This window comes from Rhodoblastus sp. 17X3 (assembly GCF_030056575.1).
Lineage (GTDB): Bacteria > Pseudomonadota > Alphaproteobacteria > Rhizobiales > Beijerinckiaceae > Rhodoblastus.
Map to the genome: position 1 here is coordinate 1 of NZ_JASHHX010000013.1, position 18,924 is coordinate 18,924.

At 66.4% G+C, this 18,924-nt stretch carries 15 protein-coding genes and 1 tRNA gene; 7 read left to right on the forward strand and 9 right to left on the reverse strand.

Annotated elements, in window-relative coordinates:
* Nucleotides 1-484: 484 nt before the first annotated feature.
* Nucleotides 485-561 (reverse strand) — tRNA-Pro (locus QM467_RS12750).
* A gap of 235 nt (nt 562-796) precedes the next feature.
* On the opposite strand from QM467_RS12750, the gene QM467_RS12755 reads away from it, so the two are divergent.
* The 5 genes from QM467_RS12755 to QM467_RS12775 all read left to right on the forward strand — a co-directional run bounded on the left by QM467_RS12755 (nt 797) and on the right by QM467_RS12775 (nt 7,580).
* Entirely contained in the window at nt 797-1,609 is an 813-nt protein-coding gene (locus tag QM467_RS12755; protein ID WP_283366712.1) for a DUF3108 domain-containing protein, read from the forward strand.
* 347 nt (nt 1,610-1,956) lie between these two features.
* Nucleotides 1,957-5,316, forward strand: coding sequence for a helicase-related protein (locus tag QM467_RS12760; protein ID WP_446737776.1), 3,360 nt, complete (start codon nt 1,957-1,959; stop codon nt 5,314-5,316).
* A gap of 172 nt (nt 5,317-5,488) precedes the next feature.
* The gene (locus QM467_RS12765) at nt 5,489-6,010 is read left to right on the forward strand and encodes a tellurite resistance TerB family protein (RefSeq protein WP_283366713.1); all 522 of its coding nucleotides are present in this window, start codon (nt 5,489-5,491) and stop codon (nt 6,008-6,010) included.
* Nucleotides 6,007-6,819, forward strand: coding sequence for an SDR family NAD(P)-dependent oxidoreductase (locus QM467_RS12770; protein WP_283366714.1), 813 nt, complete (start codon nt 6,007-6,009; stop codon nt 6,817-6,819). The genes QM467_RS12765 and QM467_RS12770 overlap by 4 nt, the downstream gene beginning before the upstream one ends.
* Nucleotides 6,820-6,821: 2 nt before the next feature.
* Complete coding sequence (locus QM467_RS12775; protein ID WP_283366715.1) at nt 6,822-7,580, forward strand: glutamine amidotransferase; 759 nt, start codon at nt 6,822-6,824, stop codon at nt 7,578-7,580.
* 130 nt (nt 7,581-7,710) lie between these two features.
* Here QM467_RS12775 and QM467_RS12780 read toward each other — a convergent pair whose 3' ends face one another.
* From QM467_RS12780 to epmA, 4 genes are all read right to left on the reverse strand, one after another.
* Entirely contained in the window at nt 7,711-8,238 is a 528-nt protein-coding gene (locus tag QM467_RS12780; protein WP_283366716.1) for a CAP domain-containing protein, read from the reverse strand.
* Nucleotides 8,239-8,307: 69 nt separating this feature from the next.
* Complete coding sequence (locus QM467_RS12785; RefSeq protein WP_283366717.1) at nt 8,308-10,797, reverse strand: DUF3772 domain-containing protein; 2,490 nt, start codon at nt 10,795-10,797, stop codon at nt 8,308-8,310.
* A gap of 60 nt (nt 10,798-10,857) precedes the next feature.
* The gene (locus QM467_RS12790) at nt 10,858-11,928 is read right to left on the reverse strand and encodes a lysine-2,3-aminomutase-like protein (RefSeq protein ID WP_283366718.1); all 1,071 of its coding nucleotides are present in this window, start codon (nt 11,926-11,928) and stop codon (nt 10,858-10,860) included.
* Nucleotides 11,925-12,971 carry an EF-P lysine aminoacylase EpmA gene (gene epmA, locus QM467_RS12795; protein WP_283366719.1) on the reverse strand — a complete coding sequence of 349 codons (1,047 nt, stop codon included), beginning with the start codon at nt 12,969-12,971 and terminating at the stop codon, nt 11,925-11,927. Before epmA ends, QM467_RS12790 begins: the two co-directional genes overlap by 4 nt.
* Nucleotides 12,972-13,120: 149 nt before the next feature.
* On the opposite strand from epmA, the gene efp reads away from it, so the two are divergent.
* On the forward strand, nt 13,121-13,690 hold the full coding sequence (efp, locus tag QM467_RS12800; protein ID WP_283366720.1) for an elongation factor P: 570 nt from the start codon (nt 13,121-13,123) through the stop codon (nt 13,688-13,690).
* Nucleotides 13,691-13,768: 78 nt separating this feature from the next.
* Here the strand turns inward: efp and QM467_RS12805 are convergent, their stop codons facing one another.
* The 4 genes from QM467_RS12805 to dapF all read right to left on the reverse strand — a co-directional run bounded on the left by QM467_RS12805 (nt 13,769) and on the right by dapF (nt 18,012).
* Nucleotides 13,769-14,095, reverse strand: coding sequence for a hypothetical protein (locus QM467_RS12805; RefSeq protein WP_283366721.1), 327 nt, complete (start codon nt 14,093-14,095; stop codon nt 13,769-13,771).
* A gap of 116 nt (nt 14,096-14,211) precedes the next feature.
* Complete coding sequence (locus tag QM467_RS12810) at nt 14,212-15,696, reverse strand: hypothetical protein (protein WP_283366722.1); 1,485 nt, start codon at nt 15,694-15,696, stop codon at nt 14,212-14,214.
* A 100-nt stretch (nt 15,697-15,796) separates the two neighbouring features.
* Nucleotides 15,797-17,104 carry a tRNA (N(6)-L-threonylcarbamoyladenosine(37)-C(2))-methylthiotransferase MtaB gene (gene mtaB, locus QM467_RS12815; protein ID WP_283366723.1) on the reverse strand — a complete coding sequence of 436 codons (1,308 nt, stop codon included), beginning with the start codon at nt 17,102-17,104 and terminating at the stop codon, nt 15,797-15,799.
* Complete coding sequence (gene dapF, locus QM467_RS12820; protein WP_446737774.1) at nt 17,101-18,012, reverse strand: diaminopimelate epimerase; 912 nt, start codon at nt 18,010-18,012, stop codon at nt 17,101-17,103. Before dapF ends, mtaB begins: the two co-directional genes overlap by 4 nt.
* 143 nt (nt 18,013-18,155) lie before the next feature.
* Here dapF and QM467_RS12825 point away from each other — a divergent pair, with 143 nt between their 5' ends.
* Nucleotides 18,156-18,896: a GyrI-like domain-containing protein gene (locus QM467_RS12825; RefSeq protein ID WP_283366724.1), complete on the forward strand. Its 741-nt coding sequence runs from the start codon at nt 18,156-18,158 to the stop codon at nt 18,894-18,896.
* Nucleotides 18,897-18,924: the final 28 nt, after the last annotated feature.

Genomic DNA, 18,924 nt, shown 5'->3' on the forward strand with positions numbered 1-18,924 from the left:
CGTGACGGTGTAATTGCCGATCAGCGCGATCGACACCGTGTCAGCCGAAGTCGGCACCGTATTGGTCGACCAGTCCGGACCAAAGGTCCAATCCGCGCTGACCGGATTTTTCCAGAAAATAGCAGCCATGTTTCCTCACCCCCCGATTGCAGGCCATATCTCCGTCGGGCGATGATCCGGACCGACGGAACGACTCCTCGTTTCAATGCAGCGCCGTTGTCGTCTTGAAGCGCGGCATGGACCATTTGGTTCCGTACCGGACACAACTGACAAACGAACAACGGATTTACAGGCCGACAGCGCGTCTGCGCCTTCTGGAAAACAGCTCGGACCCGTCGCGCGCTCACGCTCCCTCGGGGAAGCTTGGCGGTTTCCGGCAGACTAGAGGATGACGATGAGGCGTTCAATACGATCCGACGCGAAAACGCCGATCGGCCGCTCCGGCGCTGCCGGGCGGCCTGATAGACGGATCAATGGAATAAATTGGTCGGAGTGAGAGGATTCGAACCTCCGACCCCCTCGTCCCGAACGAGGTGCGCTACCAGGCTGCGCTACACTCCGACATTTTCGGCGGGTCGCCCCGCCGCATCCAAGAACTTCGCCTTGGAGGCCCGCCTTATAGCGGCGCAGATTGATCGCGGCAAGGGGGGGTAGGCGCCTTTGTACATTTTCATCGACGGCGCCCCCGGCAAAGCTTTTGCGCGCCGCGCCGACGCCATTATATTCCCTGACAATCGATTCGAATCATGGGGCGACCGCGCTTCGCGCGCGCCCGGATCGCCAAAAGGCCGCCTGAATGAACCGTATGGCAATTCGCGGGCTCGCCCTGGTCGCCGGAATGGCGGGCGCGGCGGCGCCTCTCCGCGCTGAGGCGCAGGCCGAGACCATGCACGCCAATTACCGCGTCTCGCTGATCGGCCTGCCGATCGGCGTCGCCGTCGCCGATGGCGCGGTGGGCGATAGCCGCTACAAGGTCGATCTCCATGTCCGGCTGACGGGCCTTGCCGCCATCGTCTCGAGCCTGCGCATGGCGCTGGCCTCGTCCGGCGCCTATCAGGGCGGCGCCATTTCTCCGGCGGGTTACGCTACCGTCGCCTCCAATTCCAAGGAGACTCGCACCCTGCGCATGGCGATGAGCGATGGCGCGGTGCGGCAGGTGGAAACCTCCCCGGCCTGGGACGACAGCAGGAACCCCGAACGCGTGCCGCTGACGGAAGCGCACAAGCGCGACATCATCGACCCGCTTTCGGCCTTCGTCATGCCGGTGCCGGAGGGCGCGAGCGCCGTCGGGCCCAGCGCCTGCAACCGCCGCGTCCCGGTCTTCGACGGCTATACGCGTTTCGACGTGACGCTCACTTATGTCGGCGTGAAAGAGGTCAAGACCAATGGCTATTCCGGCCCGGTGACGATCTGCTCGGCGCGCTATGTCCCGATCGCCGGGCACAAGCCCAGCAACAAGGCGACCCAGTTCATGGCCGAGAACAAGGACATGAACGTCTGGCTGGCGCCTGTGCCCAACCTGCACATCGTCGTGCCTTATCGCGTGTCGCTGATGACCATGGCCGGCACGGCGGTGATTGAAGCGTCGGAACTCCGCTTCGCTCCCTGAGCCCTGTTGACAAAACCCGCCTGCGGAGTCCGTCGCGCCGCGCCGCCGGAACGGCGCGATCTGGCGCGCAAATCAAGCGCTGGGGCAATTTGCGCGAGCGTCCCCATATATGGCGGGAACAAAGACAGACTCCGCAGCGGTCACCGATTCGAGCCCGATTCGTTCGCGCAAGGTTCGATTCCTTAATTTCATCCCGCGCGCGGGATGAAATTAAGGCGCAACCAGAGTTGGCGATTTGATTTTATTGTTCAATAACAACAGGATGAAAAATACAGGTTGCAATTCGGCCGTCCTCAAATGAAACAAGTCCCTAACGCCCCGTCAGGAGCCCGACGGCCATGACGTCGATGAACGAGTTTCTCTTTCCCGTGCGACAGGGCGATTCCCGCCAGGCTTCCGGGCGCATGGCCGACAATGTGGCGGCGATCCTCGGCCCGACCAATACCGGCAAGACCCATTTCGCCATCGAGCGCATGCTGAGCCATTCGGCGGGCATGATCGGCCTGCCGCTGCGGCTGCTGGCGCGAGAGGTCTATAACCGCGTCGTCGCCAAGGTAGGGGCCGAGGCGGTCGCCCTCGTGACCGGCGAGGAAAAGATCAAGCCGAAAAACCCGCGCTATTGGGTCTCGACCGTCGAGGCCATGCCGCGCGACCTCGCGCTGCCCTTCGTCGCCATCGACGAGATCCAGCTTGCGGCGAGCTTCGACCGCGGCCATGTCTTCACGGATCGCATCCTCAACCGGCGCGGAACAGAAGAAACCCTGCTGATCGGCGCGGCGACCATGCAGGATGTGCTGGAGCGGCTGTTGCCGGGCATCCGCATCAATTCCCGCCCGCGCCTGTCGCAGCTTACCTTCGCCGGCGAGCGCAAGATCGCCCGCCTGCCCCGTCGCAGCGCCATCGTCACCTTCAGCGCCGAGGACGTCTACGCCATCGCCGAATGGATCCGCCGCCAGCGCGGCGGCGCGGCGGTGGTGCTCGGCGCGCTGAGCCCGCGCACGCGCAACGCCCAGATCGACCTCTACCAGAACGGCGACGTCGATTATATCGTCGCCACCGACGCCATCGGCATGGGCCTCAATCTCGACGTCGATCACGTCGCCTTCGCCGCAGACCGCAAATTCGACGGCTATCAGCACCGCCGGCTCAACCCCGCCGAATTCGGCCAGATCGCCGGCCGCGCCGGCCGCCACACCCGCGACGGCACGTTCGGGACCAGCGGACGCTGCCCGCCCTTCGACGAAGAACTGGCGGCGATGGTCGAATCGCACGCTTTCGACCCCATCCCGCTGTTGCAATGGCGCAACGCCGCGCTGGATTTTTCCAGCATCGAGGCGCTGATCGCCTCGCTGGACACCGTCCCGTCCCGGCCCGGCCTCTCCCGCGCGCCGGTCGCGGAAGACCAGGTCGCGCTCGAAGCGGCGTCGCGCGACGAAAGCGTGCGTCGAAACGCCAAGACCCGCGCCGACATCGCGAGATTATGGGACGTTTGCCAGATTCCCGATTATCGCAAGACGTCTCCGGCCGCCCACGCCGATCTTGTCATGAATGTTTTTCGCTATATCGTGCGGGCCGGACGCATCCCGGACGACTGGTTCGCGCGCCAGATCGCCAGCGTTGACAGGGTTGACGGCGACATTGACGCCCTGTCCGCGCGCATCAGCCACGTCCGCACGTGCTCCTTCATCGCCAACCGCAATGACTGGTTGAACGATCCAGAGCATTGGCAGGGCGTCGCAGGTCAGGTAGAGGACAATCTATCCGACGCCTTGCACGCGCGTCTGACCCAAAGATTTGTCGACCGGCGCGCCAGCGTGCTGATGCGCCGCCTGAGAGAGAACACGATGTTGGAAGCCGAAGTCACCGCGACGGGCCAGGTTATGGTCGAGGGTCATCACGTCGGCTCCTTGCAGGGGTTCTGCTTCACTCCAGACCCGCAGGCGGCGGGCGAGGAGGCGAGGACCCTGAACGCGGCGGCGCAGAAAGCGCTGGCGACGGAGATCGAGGCGCGGGCGCGCCGCGTGCATGAGGCGGTCGACGAGGCCTTCGTCCTCGCCAATGACGGAATCATCCGCTGGCTCGGCGAGCCGGTCGGGCGCATTGCGGCGGGCGACCATATCCTCAAGCCGCGCGTGCGGCTGATCGCCGATGAGCATTTGAGCGGCGCCCAACTCGAAATGGCGCAGAATCGTCTCGACCTCTGGCTCGCTCAGCATATCAAGAAGACGCTCGGCGCTCTGGAGGAGCTTGAGATCGGCGACGGCCTTGAAGGCGTTGCGCGCGGCCTCGCCTTCCAGATCGGCGAGGCGCTCGGCGTGTTGGAGCGCTCCCGCGTCGCCGAGGAAATGAAGAACCTGCCGCAGGACGCCCGCGCCGCCCTGCGCAAGTTCGGCGTGCGCTTCGGCGCCTATCATCTTTACCTCCCGGCCTTGCTGAAGCCGGCCCCGCGCGCTCTCGCCGCCCAGCTCTGGACGCTGAAGCACGGCGGGCTCGAAGTCGTGAAGGGCATCGACGAGGTCGCGCATCTCGCCGCCTCCGGCCGCACCTCCTTCCCGGCCGACCAGCAGATCAATCGCGGTCTCTACCGCGCCGCCGGCTTCCGCGTTTGCGGCGACCGGGCCGTTCGCGTCGACATTCTGGAGCGCCTCGCCGACCTGATCCGCCCGGCCATCGCCTATCGCCCCGGCGTGACCCCCGGCGAGCCGCCGGCCGGCGCCGCCGACGGCGAGGGCTTTGTCGTGACGGTCACCATGACCTCGCTCGCCGGCTGTTCGGGCGAAAGCTTTTCCAGCATTCTCAAATCGCTGGGCTATGTGAGCGAGTCCCGCCCGGGCCCGGCCATCACCGTGCCGCTGCTGGCGAAGGCGCCGACCGAGCCGGTCAAGCCCGTGACGGCGGAAGCCGCGCCGGACGAGGCCGTTACGGAAGAAGCAGCCGCGACGGAAGGCGGCGAAGCCGCGCCTGAAAGCGCGGAAACTGAAGCCGCAGCCGAACCGACCGAAGCCGCTGCGGAAGCGGTCGCGGTCGAGGCCGCCGCTGAGGACGTTGCGGCCCCGGCGGAAGCCGAAGCTGCGGCGGAGCCGGCCGAAGAACCGTCCCAAGAACCGTCCCAAGAACCGTCCGAGCCCGCCGCCGAACCAGTCGCCGAAGCCGCGCCCGGGGCGGAAGCCGAAACCGTCGCCACGGTCGAAGCCGAGGCCGCCAGCGCTCACGAAGCCGAAGCGGCGACCGCCGAAGAGCAGGCGCCGGCGGAAGACGCCGCCGCTGAACCGGTCCTCATCGAAATCTGGCGCCCGCAGCGCCATCCCCATGGCCGCCGCCGCGAGCATGGGCAGGAACAGAACCGCCGTCATGGCGGCCCGCGCCGCCATCAGGGCGGACCGGCGAGGCCGTCCGGCGAGGCTGCGCCCGCCGAGGGGCAGGCCGTTGGAGGGCAGACGGCGGAAGGCGCGCAGTCGGGCCGGGATCGGCCGCGCCGCGATGACCGCAGGCCGGAAGGCGGCAAGCCGCGCTTCGAAGGCAAGCGCGAGGGCGGGCGCCGGTTCGAGGGCAAGTTCGACGGCAAGCGGCGCGACGACCAGCGCGGCGAACGTCCGCCCCAGCACGAGAAGCGCCCCCCGCGCGAAAAGCAGGCCGATCCGGATTCGCCCTTCGCCAAGCTGGCCGCGCTCAAGGCCGAGCTTGAGGCCAAGGGCAAGAAGGGCTGATCGGGCGCAATTTCGCCGCGCCATTTACCAATTGGTAATCCTGTTTGCGTTTTTGCGTCGCGGCGCCGGTAAAATTACTGGTTGTTCCACCTATTTCGGCATGGTTAATGCTTCGTTCAGCACCCAGGGCCCATCTTGGGATTGTGAATGCGCGTCTTGACCAGGTTTCAGCATGTTCGAAAGGTTGCGGCAGTTCATTGACGAAATGACCGGCTCCGAAGCCGCACAACGCGATTTCGGCGGGAATGAACTGCGCGTCGCCGCCGCCGCCTTGCTTGTCCATGTCGCCGAGATCGACGGCTTTTTCAGCGAATCCGAAAAACGCGCCTTGCTGTTGCTGTTGCAGCAGCGCTTCGACCTCGGCCGCGACGAGGCCGAGCAGCTTCTGTCCGAGGCGCGCGACCGCGACCGCGAGGCCGTCGACCTATACGGCTTCACTTCGGTGCTGAAGGATTCAATGGCGGGGCCGGACCGCCGCCGCCTCATCGAAATGATGTGGACCGTCGCCTATGCCGACGGAACCGTGCAGGAATTCGAGGAAAACATCATCTGGCGCGTGTCCGAACTGCTCGGCGTGCCCGCGCGCGACCGTCTGGCGATGCGCCGCAAGGTCCGCGAAGAGCACGGCTGCGAACCCGACGCGCCCGGCCCGTGGGATCTCGGCGCCCCCGCCACAGCGGGGTCGAAATCATGACGGCGCCGCGCAAGCTCATGCTCATCACCGGCGCATCGGGCGGCATTGGCGCCGATCTCGCCCGCTACGCCGCCGCCCAAGGCCATGATCTCGCGCTTGTCGCGCGCAACCGCGCCGCGCTGGACGCCCTCGCCGACGAACTCGCGGCCTTGCCCGGGCAGAGGAATCCGCGCCCGCTGGCGTTCGACTTCGATCTGACCCAGGCCGGCGCCCCGGCCGCGTTGGCCGCCGCTCTGGAAGCGGCGGGCGCCTCGGCCGAAATTCTCGTCAATAACGCCGGCTATGGCCTGCTCGGTCCGGCCACGGATGGCGATCACGCCGAACAATTGGGCATGATTGACCTGAATATACGCGCCTTGACCGAATTGAGCCTGATTTTTGCGCCGCAACTCGCGCAAGCCAGGGGGCGGTTGCTGAATGTCGCCTCGATCGCGGCCTATATGCCCGGCCCGGGCATGGCGGTCTATTACGCCAGCAAGGCCTATGTGCTGTCCCTCTCCGAAGCTTTGTCGGTGGAGCTGGCGCCGCGCGGCGTGAGCGTCACCGCCCTTTGCCCCGGGCCGGTGCCGACAGGTTTTCAGGCGCGCGCGCGCTTCTCCGCCAAGATGGACCAAATGTTCCGCGTGGCGCTCTCCTCGCCGGAGGTGGCGAAAATCGCCTATCACGGCATGATGGCCGGCAAACGCGTGGTCGTTCCCGGCCTCGCGGCGAAATTCGTCGTCTGGACCAGCCCTTTCACCCCCAAGGCGATCGCCTTGGCCATTGTCGGCTCGCTGCAATTGCGCCGCAGAGACAGGGAGATCGCCTGAAAATGCTGTTTTCCGCCGATCCGTTTTCGCCGCCACAACACAAGCCGGTGCTGATCGTCCTTCACGGCGAACATAGCTCTCCCGGGCGGATCGGCCGGCTGCTGCGCGACCTCGGCGCGCCTCTGGACATCCGCCGTCCCCGCTTCGGCGACCCTCTGCCCGAGACGATGCGCGACCATTCCGGCGCTGTGTTTTTCGGCGGGCCGATGAGCGTCAACGACGAAGAGGACTGGCTGAAGCGGGAGATCGACTGGATTGGCGCGCCGCTCAAGGAAAACAAGCCCTTTCTCGGCATCTGCCTCGGCTCGCAACTGCTCGCCCGCCACCTCGGCCACAAGGTCGGCGCCCATCCGGAAGGCCGCGTCGAAGTCGGCTATTATCCCATCCGTCCGACGCAGAAGGGTCATTCGTTGTGCGACTGCGCCTTCCCCACGCGCGTCTATCAATGGCATCGCGAGGGCTTCGACTGCCCCAATGGCGCGATCCTCCTCGCCAAGGGCGAGGATTTCGAGGCCCAGGCGATCCAGGTCGGCGACAAGGCCTTCGGCCTGCAGTTCCACCCCGACGTCACCTACGCCATGATGTGCAAATGGACGGTGACCGCGCTGGAGCGCATGAACCATCCGAGCGCCCAGGAGCGCCAGCGCCATCTGGAAGGCTGGTTCCAGCATGACCGCGCCGTGGCGCGCTGGACCTCCGCCTTCCTGCGCCGCTGGCTCGGCCCTTCGGACTTCGATGGCGGGCTCGCGCCCGCCGAATAATACCATTTTTCCTTGACCGCGAGCCATCGCGGTCAAGGAATCCCTCGCATAAGCTCGGCGGCGCAGTCGCGCCTAACCAAGACTTACAGGTTAAAACCTGTGAGTCTTGGTTTTAAGATCGCCCCCGGCGTCAGTTCGCCATGACCAGCGCCCAGAACACCTTGTAGCGCGTCTTGGGATTATAGGCGGCGGCGACGCCCATGCGCTTCATGCCCGGAGCGAGCAGATTCGCGTTGTGCGACGGCGACTGGCGCCAGCCGGAGAAGACCTCGGCCATCGTGTCGTATCCCGCCGATACATTCTCCACAGCAGCCGATTTCTGGAAGCCCGCGCCATTGAGCCGGGCCGTCAGCGAGCCGCTCAGCTCATGGCTGAGCTTGTCCCGGGCGGCCATGGTCTGGGCCTGCGCCCGCGCCTGCTCCATCAGGCCCGGATCGAGCGTCAGGCCGCCCAGCCCATTATTGCGGCGATAGAGCGAGATCATGTCGCGCGCGGCGGCGGCGTCGAGGCTGGCGCCGGGCGCGGCCATGGAGCGATAAAGGCTGGATTCGCTCGCCGCGGGCGGAGGCGGCGCGGCGGTGTCGGCGCAGCCGGCGAGCAACAGGCACAGCGGCGCTGCGCCAAAAACGAGGCGCGTGGAGAAACGGCGGTCAGGCATCGGATTTCGGCTTTCCGGTCTTTGGCGGCGGACAGGGCGGGCGAGCCGTGCGGGAATGCGCCAAAAACTTTAAGGTTTGATGTCTTTGACCCCGGGGACAAGGCGCGCGAGCATTGGCTCGAATTTGGAAACGTCCACGTCGAGCATCGTGCTGCTCGAAGGCATTCTCAATCCGGCCTCGGCGAAGGCTTTGAAAATGGCGTAAAGCACGTCGCTCCTCACGCGCGCCGCCCGCTCGACCTCCTCGACGAAACAGATCAGCTCGAAATCGAGCGAAGTCGCGCCGAAATTGGTGAACAGCACGATCGGCGCCGGGATGCCCACGACCTGATCCTGGGATCTGGCGGCGTCGGTCAGGATCTCGCGCACCTGTTCCGGGTCCGAGCCTGCGACGACCTGGACCGGGATCTTGATGCGGCCCATGCGGTCGCCGCGCACGAAATTCTTCACCACCCCGGTCATCATATTACCGTTGGGGACGATCATGGTCGCGCGGTCCGCGGTCTCGATCTCGGTGGCGCGCACATTGATGCGCCGGACAAAGCCCTGTTCTTCGCCGATCACGACCAGATCGCCGACGCGGATGGTGCGCTCCCACAGCAGGATCAGGCCCGAGACGAAATTATTGACCACCGATTGCAGGCCGAGGCCGATACCGACGGAGAGGGCGCCGGCGACAAGCGCGAGCCTTTCGAGATTGATGCCGAGAGAGGCGCCCGCGAACAGCAACGCGATCAGGAAGCCGATATAGCCGACGCTGGTGCGGATCGACGCCTGAAGCCCCTGATCGAGCTGGGTCAGGGGGAGATAGCGCTTTTCGAGCCAGCTCTGGATCGCGTGGGTGATGGCGTAGCCGAGGCCGAACAGCACGAGCGCGATCAGCAGGCTCCAGGGCGAGATGGTGACGTCGCCGAGCTTGAAGCCGAAGAAGGCCGATTCGATCGTGCCGAGCATGTCATGCGACTGCAGGCCCCAGGGGGCCATCACCAGCAGGGCGGCGATCGCGTAAAGAGTCAGGGAAATGACGCCTTCGAGCAGCGCTCCGATCTGCGCCAGGCTTTCCCGGCGCAGGCCCACGCTGTTGACCAGCCCGCGGCTGAGACGGGAATTGGGCCGGAACGCCTGCTCCAACCCCTCGGAGGCGATCTTCAGCAACAGGAACAGCAGGCCCGCGACAAAGGCGGTCCAGGCGAACTGCGTGACGAGGAAGGATGATAGCGCGATATAGCCAAGCAGATCGGCTCCGATCACCGCGACTGTCGCCGCCCAGGCGGCGAAGCGGATCGGCGGCCACCAGGGGCTTTCATCCTCAAGACCGGCGAACCGGCCGGTTTCCTCCTCTTCGGGGTCGTCCGGCGCGACGATCCCATAGAGGCCCCGCATCAGCGTCAGGCCCACGAGCATGGCGAAGGTTCCCCGCGCCGCGACCGAGACCGGCAACGAGGCGCCGAGCACCTCGTCAAGCGCGTCGAACAATTTGCCGAACGCGATCAGCCCCGTGACGACCAGAACGAGGTTCATCAGCCGCTGCGCCACGCGGTCGCTGAGATCGAGCGGGCGCCAGAGCGGACGGCTCGGCGCCAGTATGGCGTTGCCCAGACCGACCGCCCAGGCGCAGAGAACCACGCCGCGAAAGAAAGCGTCGGACAGCGGCTTGAATTCCTGCCCGCCGAGGCCGAACCAGTCGGTCAGCGCGTAAAGGGCCGTCGCGGCGAGGATCGGAATGGCCGCCACGGCCACCGCGGTCCACAGCGCGGCGGCCGCCTTCTGCAGTTCGCTTGGCGGGCGTCCCGATTTCTCGCGCGGTATGACCTGGCGCGCGAGCAGGGTCGCGGCGACCACAGCGCCGATCAGAGCGAGCAGCAAAAGGCCGAACAGGATGGCGCCCCCATTGGACAGGACGCGGCCGAACTGGCCCGCCATGTCGAGGACGGCCCCCTTGGCGGCGGAAAGATTGTGGGTGGTGTCGCGCGCGACATCCATCCACAGGCTCGGCGAAACGATGCTCGACGAGCTCTGGAAAACGGCGTTGGAAAACAGGGTCCGACGCCTATCGGCGATTTGCGCCGCAAGCTGGTCGATGCGCAATTGCGCGACATTCGCCCGCTTGATGAGATCGTCGCTGGCCGAGAACAGCTTCTGCTGGTCCGCGCGTTCCTGCGTTACCGCCGGATCTTCCGGCGCCGCCGGCGGATTGGCCTTCGGGTCGGGCGGCGCGCCGAGCTGGTCGAGACGCGCCTTGAGCGCGGTCATCTTGGGCGACACTTCGGCGATGACGCTCTGGATCTGGGTCGAGATCGGATCGAGCGAGGTGCGAATCTTGACCAGTTCGCCGTCGGTCATGCTGTCCGTCGCGAGCTTGGCCTCGATCTGGTCAAGGTTAAGCTTGGCGGCGTCCAGCCGCGCGCTCGGATCGACGGGCGGCGCGGATTCCGTGGGCGCCATCGTGGCGGGCGCGCCCTGCGGCTTCGCATCCTGCGCAGGCGCCGGCGCCGCCGCGCAGATGAGCAGCGCGGCCAGGATGTTCGCGAAAAACACGCGGGAAATGAGGCGCCTCAAGGCAGTCTCCGAATCAATTGTTGCGCCAGAAATCGTGAAAATCGGCCCAAAAAATGGCGTTTAGACATCATCTCGCGCCTTTGGCGGCGGATCGGCATAAGCGTGGCTTTTTCCGCGCCAATCTTCAACCCGCCATTGCGCGCCTTCCCGACGCCAATAGACCGGGCCGGCCGGCGCCTTGCCATGCCCGCCCGGAATATCCACGACATAAATAGGCTGACAAAGCCCTGATATGCGCCCCAGCAGCGCCCGGACCAGAGCCTGCCCCTCCTCCAGCGGCAGGCGCAGATGCGAGGTGCCCGGCGCGAGATCGCCCTGATGCAGATAATAGGGCTTGATCCGGTTCTCGACGAAAGCGCGCATCAGGGCGGAAAGCGTTTCAACATTGTTGTTCACCCCGCGCAAAAGCACGGTCTGGCTGACCATGACAATGCCGGAATCGATCAACCGCGCGATAGACGCCCGGGCGGCGGGCGTCAATTCGCGCGGATGGTTGGCGTGAAGAGCAATATAGATCGTCTTGCCGCTGGCGCGCAGGGCGCCAATCAACTCGTCGGTCACCCGTTCCGGCGTCAGCGCCGGGACGCGCGAATGGAAACGCAGGATCTTCACATGGTCCAGCGCCCCCAGCCGGGTCGAGAGGTCGGCCAGCCGGCGCGGCGAGACGGCGAGCGGATCGCCGCCGGTGACGATCAGCTCCCAGATCTCCCGATGCGCGGCGAGATAGGCGAAAGCGGCGTCGAGCGCCTCCGCATCGAGCGGGCCGTCCGTCCCGGACCCGACGCGCTCGCGGCGGAAGCAGAACCGGCAATAGACCGGGCAGACGCTGGTCAGCTTGAGCAAGGCGCGGTCGGGATAGCGGTGGATCAGGCCCTTGCTGACCTCATGGGCGTCGTCGCCGATCGGGTCCTCGCGCTCCTGCGGCAGCAGGGTCAGCTCCGCCGCGTCGGGCAGGAATTGCCGGCCGATCGGATCGTCGCGGGTCTCAATGAGGGCGGCGACCCCCGGCGGCACGGCAAAGCTGTAGCGCGCCGCGACCTCGGCCAGAACGCCCACCTCGTCCGACGCGGCAAAGCCCGCCGCGATCAGCTCCTCGGGCCGGGTCAGGATCCTGCTTATGCGCTTGCTCATGGTCCCGCTTCTCTTGGCGCCGCCGTCGGCGCCCAGAGGACGTCCTCGATATGGACCGCGCCGGTGGCCAGCATGACCAGACGATCCAGGCCGAGCGCGGCCCCGCTCGCGGGGGGCATCAGAGCCAGCGCGGCGAGAAAATCCTCATCGATCGGAAAGGCCGAGCCGTAAATCCGCGTCCGCTCCGCCATGTCGGCCTCGAACCGGCGGCGCTGTTCGACGGGATCGGTCAGCTCGCCGAAGGCGTTGGCGAGCTCGACGCCGCAGCCGTAAAGCTCGAAACGCTCGGCGAAGCGCGGGTCGTCCGGCTTGCGCCGCGCCAGAGCCGCCTCGCTCGCGGGATAGTCGATCAGCACCGTCGCGCGGCCATGGCCGAGATTTTTCTCGATCTTCTCCGAGACGATCTTGCTGAACAGGTCGGACCAATGATCGTCAGCGCTCACCCGCAAGCCGAGCCGCGTCGCCTCGCCCGCAAGGGCGTCGCGGTCGTCCAGCAGGGCGGAGAGGTCGATGCCGGCGTGACGCGCAAAGGCCTCCGTCACGGGCAGGATTTCCGGCGCGGCGTAGGGATCGAGCCGCGACCCGCCGAAGCGGAACTCCGTTGCGCTGGCGGCCTGCGCGGCGGCGCGCAAGACGGCGACGCAATCGTCGATCAGGGCGCGATAGGGCGCCCCTGCGCGATACCATTCCAGCATGGTGAATTCGGGATGGTGCAACCGCGTGCGCTCGCCGTTGCGGAAGACATGGGCGAGCGAGAATATCCGCGTCTCGCCCGCCGCGAGCAGCTTCTTGCAGTCGAACTCCGGGGAACTGTGCAGGTAATAAGGCGTCGGCGCCCCGCCGATTGGCTCGTAGCGGGTGGCGAAGCCGGCAATATGCGTTTCGTTGCCGGGAGAAACCTGCAGGGCTGAAGGCTCGATCTCGACAAAGCCCTCGCTCTCGAAAAAGCCGCGCAAGGCCTTGACGATTCGCGCCCGCGCCAGCAGGCGGGGCTGCTTCGCGGCATGATGTTCCGGCGCCCAGAAGGCGGCGTTTCGCGCCATCCCGCCCCTACCCCATGTTGATGTGACAAAAAACTGGCGTTGCGGCGACGATTGGTTATTAGTGTCGCCGCAAGTTTCAAACAGGTCCATAGACCCGACCGCCCGCCGCTTCAACCGGCGAGGCGGGAGTCGCCGCAGGGAAATCGAACGTGAGAATCATCGCCAGCAACGTCCGCAAGGGCAATATCATCGAGCACGAGGACGGCAATCTCTATGTCGTGCTGAGCGCCGAGAGCTTCTTCCCGGGCAAGGGCACGCCGACGACGCAGATCGACATGCGCCGCCTGTCCGACGGCAACAAGACCTCCGTGCGCTACAAGACCACCGAACAGGTCGAGCGCGCCCATGTCGAGGACATGAATTTCAGCTATCTCTACGCGGATGGCGACGGCTTTACTTTCATGAACGACGACAATTTCGAACAGGTCATCGTTCCCAAGGACGTGATCGGCGAACAGGCCGCCTATCTGCAGGAAGGCATGAAGTGCATCCTGTCGATCTTCAACGGCGTCGCCGTGGCGATCCAGCTTCCGGCCCGCGTGACGCTCGAAGTGATCGAGACCGAACCGGTCGTGAAGGGCCAGACCGCCTCCTCGTCCTACAAGCCCGCCAAGATGGACAATGGCCTGCGCGTGATGGTGCCCCCCCATATCGGCGTCGGAACCCGCATCGTCGTCCTCACCGAGGACAACACCTATGTCGAGCGCGCCAAGGACTGAGGTGCGCCAACTCATTGAAAAGCAAAACGGCCGGGCGATCGCCCGGCCGTTTTCATTAGGACTGCGCGGCTTCGCAGCTCACCACGGCGCGCGGGGATTGGCGGCCGGCAGGTTGAACGGGCCCGGCAGCATCCAGTCGCCGAAAAGGTCGTTGCGGTAGGTGCCGCCCGGCGCAGGGGATTGATAGAACGTGCTGTCGTCCATGTAGCGATTCCGGGTGCCGACCGGCACGACATTGCCGGGATCGAGGAAGCTGCGCTTCGTGACGGTCAGCTCGGCGGCGTCTGCGGCCGCCGCGACACGTGGAGAGGGCTGACGATGTTTATGCTTGCTCTCGGCCTGGGCGCCGGCGCAGACCAGCGCGCCCGATAACAGCGCGAGAACGAAAAGGGACTTACGGCGCATAATTGGCTCCTGATGCGGCTTGCCGGCAATTTAGCGCTTTGCCGGGACTTGCGATAGCGAATTGGCCGCCAAAGTTAAAAAACTCCGCTTGCGCGGTTTTCTTGCAACCCTTTGGCTCATTGGATCGTTTTTTCCGGGCGCCTTTTCACGGGCGCGGACGCCGGCTCGGCGCAGCCGCGCGCGCCGCGCGCCTGGGCGGCGGCGAAGAAGTCGCGCAGGGCGCGGTCCTCGCCGGCCGAAATCAGATCGAGGCGATTGAGCAGACAGGCGAGCGCGCCCGCGGACGCCGCCTCGTCATCAGCGCCGCAGGCAAAGCCCGCGATGGTCAACCCGAGCTGCGCCGCGCTGAAGCGGAAGCCCCTGCAGGCGTCGCGCGTAACGCCGCCTTCGGTCATGGTCATGGCCGCCGTCTCCAGGTCGCCGAAACGCGTGGCCTGCGTGTCGGCGACATTGGCGCGGCCAAGGCTGAGGCCGAGCTGCGCGGCGCGCCGCGCCATATCGACGAAAAAGGCCGCGTCGGCGGTTTTTTCGGTCCCGTGGCGATAGATCGAGAGCCGGAAAAAGGGGCCGGCCCCGGCGAATTCGCCAAAGGTCAGAACATCCTCGCGCCCGCCGCCCGTCGTATGGCGCCGCGCCGCATAAAGGCGCTTCTCACGGGCCAGCGACGGCGCGGAGAGGTCGTAAAGGCGCAAGGGCTTGGGAATTTCGAGCCAGACCGCGCGTTGCGCTCCGGGCAGCGCCGGGTTCGACGCAGCCACGACCGTCTCGTCGCCCCTGTCGTTCCCGGGCCATTGCGCCAGCAAGCCGCCGGCTCCCACCACGACCAGCCCGACCGCCGCGACCTTCAGGATCGGGGCGCTATAGGCGGCCAGAAAGCGGATCACGGGCTCCAGCACCAGCCCGGCCCGCCACGCCGCCTTGCCGGCGAGGAAAAGCGCCGCCGCAGCTCCATCGGCGGCCGTCGGGGCTTCCCCGGCTTCGGAGGGGACGGCGGGCGCGGCGCGTCCGGCCTCGATTGGATGAAACTCCCGCCTGTATTCGCGCGCGAGATCGGCGGCCCATATTTCATCGGGATCGCCAGGGGCGGCTCTGGCGTCGAGCCGGGCCTGCACCGCCTCGATCTCGCGCCGGCTGACCTCAAGGTTGATTTTCCGCGCCCCCGTCCCGCGCGGCTCGGAGCGGGGCTTTCGCGGCTCGGGGCGATCCTGAGGAGGCTCCTGGACAGGCTCGCGCCCGCCGTTCTCCAGTGTCTTGCGCGCCTGCGCGCGGCGGGCGCGAACCGGTTCGGCGGCCTCAACCGGCGCCTCTTCCCTCGCCGCTGTCTCGACCTGTGGACCCAGCAGGGCGCTCGCGGAAGCCATCAGCGCGGAAAAACGGGACTGCGCGGCGGCGACGCCCTGGCGTAGCGATTCGCCCATCGCCGCGCCGGCGCGGCCTTCGACGAGAGCGCCGATTTTGGCGAAGATCCGGGCCTGCAGCGCCGGCGCCCAATGACGCGCCGGGGTCCACGCGGGCTTCGCCGCGCCGGGCTTGCCTTGCGCGGAAAGAGAATCCTGGACATAGGCGCGGAAATCGCTTCCGCGGCGAAAAGTCGGGGTCAAAACGCAGCCTCTCCCGCGCCCCCCGGGGAGCGCATCGCAATGGCTCCATTTAGAGGAACATTTTACGAGTCTTGCGTTAGCGAACCGAAAGCATCTCGATTCACGATGAATCGATCGTTACGTCGAGCGCGCCGCCCGAAAAGCCGATCGCGTCCGCCTGAACGATCCTGCCCGGCGGCTGGCCGGGCGTGCGGACCGGCGTGAAATCATCGGCCCGGCCCATGCCGCCGCGCTCGGTCAGGACGCGCAGCCGCCGCCCCGTCTGCGCCAGCAAATGCCGCGTCAATGCTTGTTCCCCCGCCTCGCGTAAAAAAGCCGCGCGCGCCTTGACCAGTTCGGGCGCCACGCGCGGCATCCGCGCCGCGGGCGTTCCCGGCCGCGCCGAAAACGGAAAGACGTGGAGGAAGCTCAGGCCGCAATCCTCGATCAACGCGAGCGAACGCGCCGCCATGTCGTCGTCCTCGGTCGGAAAGCCCGCGATGAGGTCGGCGCCGAAGGCCATGTCCGGGCGAAGGCGCCGCAATTCGGCGCAGAACGCCACGCTGTCGGCGCGGCTGTGGCGGCGCTTCATGCGCTTGAGGATCAGATCGTCGCCCGATTGCAGCGACAAATGCAGATAGGGCGCGAGCCTTTCCTCCTCGGCGAAGGCCGCGAGCAATCCGGCGTCGGCCTCGATGCAGTCAACCGACGACAGGCGCAGGCGCGGCAGGTCCCGCAATTCGCGCAGCAACAGGCGCACCAGCCCGCCAAGCCTGGGCGCGCCCGGCAGATCCGCGCCCCAGGAGGTCAGGTCGACGCCGGTGAGGACGATTTCCTTGTGGCCCGTCTCGACGAATTTGCGCGCCTGGGCCAGAGCCACCTCAGGCGAGACGGAGCGCGACGGCCCCCGCCCGGAAGGGATGACGCAAAAGGTGCAGCTATGGTCGCAGCCATTCTGGATGGCGAGAAAGGCGCGCGTATGGCCCTCGATCGCGGCGAGCACGCTGGCCGCCGCATTGTCGCGCCGCGCCGCCTCCGCCACCGGAGCGACATTGACCCTTTGCGCGAAGCCCGCCCAGGACAAGGCGCGGGTCTTTTCGGCATTGCCCATGACATGGGCGACTTCGGCCATGTCGGAGAATATCTGCGGCTCGATTTGCGCCGCGCAGCCGGTCACGACGATGCGCGCCAACGGGTTTTCCCGCTTCAGCCGGCGAATCGCCTGCCGCGCCTGCCGGGTCGATTCGGCGGTGACGGCGCAGGTGTTGACGACGACGAGGTCCTTTTCGCCGCCCTGCCCAGCCAGTTCACGAATGGTCTGCGATTCGGCGAGATTGAGCCGGCAGCCGAATGTCAGGACTTCGACCGCGCCCGACATTTTCGCGCCCGACTCTTGCGCGGTGAGCGCGCCCGACTGGGGCGGCTTCATCGCGCCGCCGTCTCGGGCGCAAAAATGTCGGGCGTCAGGATTTGCGAAAATTCCAGCTCCACCGGCCCCGTCATGATGACATGACCATCGGCGGCCCGCCATTCGATGATCAGATCGCCACCCGGCAAGGCGATGGTCGCGCGCCGCTCGGTGAGGCCCGCGCGCACGCCCGCAACGAGAGTGGCGCAGGCCGCCGTGCCGCAGGCGAGCGTCAGGCCGGTTCCGCGCTCCCAGACCTTCAGCCGCACCGAATCGCTCGACAGAACCTGGGCCAGCGAGATATTGGCCCGCAGCGGAAACAGCGGATCATGCTCCAGCGCCGGCCCGATCGCGGCGAGGTCATGGGCCTCGATGGACGAAACGAAGAAGATCGCATGGGGATTGCCCATGCTGACGCAGGAGGCCGGCGGCAGGCCAAATTTTTTCAGATCGACTGCGGCCGTGTCCACGACTTCATGCGCCAGCGGAATGTCGCGCCAGCCGAGGCGCGGGGGGCCCATATCGACCGCATAGGAGAACGGGCCTTCGCGGCGCACGGCCAAAGGCCCGGCCGAGGTCGCCAGCGCGAGCGACGCGGCGCCGGAACGCTCGGCGAGATAATGGGCGACGCAGCGCGTGCCGTTTCCACAGGAGGCCGAGAGCGAGCCATCCTGATTGTAAATGGTCATGAAGGCGTCGTCAGTCGCAACGTGCGGATCGGACAGCACCATGAGCTGGTCATAGGCGAGGCCCGGCGCGCGCGCCAGCGCCCGGGCGTCCTCGGCGCTCGGCAAGACGTCCGAGCCGCGCAGATCGAGGACCAGAATGGCGTTGCCAGCGCCGTTCATCCTGAAGATCTCGCGCCCCGCCAGCGGATGACGCGGCGGCAGGGCGAGGCTGGAAATTGCGGCGGCGGGAAAATCGGTCAAGCTTTTGGTCCGGAAATGTCGCGCGTTCATATTGGGTTTAGGCGCAATATAGGAGAAAAGAGCGCCCGCGGCCATATTCAGCCAAATAGCGGGCGTTAGAATGAATTGATTCGCGCGCGCCGCGCCAGATCGGGAGCTGTCGGATGCAGAACGGCAAGGTTTTTTCAGGCCGGGAATGGGCGCGGCGTCTGACGCTGGCCGTCGCGCTGATCGCCGCGCCGATTCCGCTCGCCGCGCAACAGCCGGCGGGCGACGCAAGCAAACCGGCTGCGCCAAAAACCGAGACGCCGGCTCCGGCCCCGGCGCAAAGCCCCGCCAAGGACGCCGCGGGGCCGGCGGCTCCTGAGCCGGCCAAGCCCGATCCCGCAAAGCCTGACTCGCCCAAGGCCGAGGCGCCGAAAGACGCCCCCGCCGAGGAAGGCGCGATCAAGGTCGAGGACATCGCCGCTCGCGTCACCATCCAGGCGCATGGCGCCGCGAAATGGGAAGAGGGCTATGCGAAGATCGCCGAGACCATCGCCAAATTGCGCGCAGCCGCGCAAAAGGCCGGCTTGAAGGAAACTGGACGCCCGCTCGCGGTCTTCACCGACACCGACGACGCGGGATTCAAGTTCGACGCCATGCTGCCGGTGGAAGCGCCCGCCGATTCGAAGGCCGATCTCGGCGCCGATGTCTCGATCGGGCAGGCGCCAAGCGGCAAGGCCGTGCGATTCGAGCATCGCGGCGCCTATGACGACATTGATTCGACCTATGAGGCGATCACAGCCTATCTCGACGAAAAAGGCCTGGAAGCGCGCAATCTCTTCGTGGAGGAATATGTCGCCGAGGCCAAGGATTCCAGCGACGTGGCGCTTCAGGTCGATATTTACGTCTTCCTGAAATAAGGCGCCCTTCAAGGAATATAGTGATGCG

What these genes read in the sequence shown, in the direction of transcription:
- epmA (WP_283366719.1), bottom strand. Translation starts at nt 12,971, where the DNA reads ATGGCGCGAAACGCCGCCTTCTGGGCGCCGGAACATCATGCCGCGAAG.
- QM467_RS12765 (WP_283366713.1), top strand. Translation starts at nt 5,489, where the DNA reads ATGTTCGAAAGGTTGCGGCAGTTCATTGACGAAATGACCGGCTCCGAA.
- QM467_RS12805 (WP_283366721.1), bottom strand. Translation starts at nt 14,095, where the DNA reads ATGCGCCGTAAGTCCCTTTTCGTTCTCGCGCTGTTATCGGGCGCGCTG.
- QM467_RS12790 (WP_283366718.1), bottom strand. Translation starts at nt 11,928, where the DNA reads ATGAGCAAGCGCATAAGCAGGATCCTGACCCGGCCCGAGGAGCTGATC.
- QM467_RS12755 (WP_283366712.1), top strand. Translation starts at nt 797, where the DNA reads ATGAACCGTATGGCAATTCGCGGGCTCGCCCTGGTCGCCGGAATGGCG.
- QM467_RS12770 (WP_283366714.1), top strand. Translation starts at nt 6,007, where the DNA reads ATGACGGCGCCGCGCAAGCTCATGCTCATCACCGGCGCATCGGGCGGC.
- QM467_RS12760 (WP_446737776.1), top strand. Translation starts at nt 1,957, where the DNA reads ATGAACGAGTTTCTCTTTCCCGTGCGACAGGGCGATTCCCGCCAGGCT.
- QM467_RS12780 (WP_283366716.1), bottom strand. Translation starts at nt 8,238, where the DNA reads ATGCCTGACCGCCGTTTCTCCACGCGCCTCGTTTTTGGCGCAGCGCCG.
- QM467_RS12775 (WP_283366715.1), top strand. Translation starts at nt 6,822, where the DNA reads ATGCTGTTTTCCGCCGATCCGTTTTCGCCGCCACAACACAAGCCGGTG.
- QM467_RS12825 (WP_283366724.1), top strand. Translation starts at nt 18,156, where the DNA reads ATGCAGAACGGCAAGGTTTTTTCAGGCCGGGAATGGGCGCGGCGTCTG.
- mtaB (WP_283366723.1), bottom strand. Translation starts at nt 17,104, where the DNA reads ATGAAGCCGCCCCAGTCGGGCGCGCTCACCGCGCAAGAGTCGGGCGCG.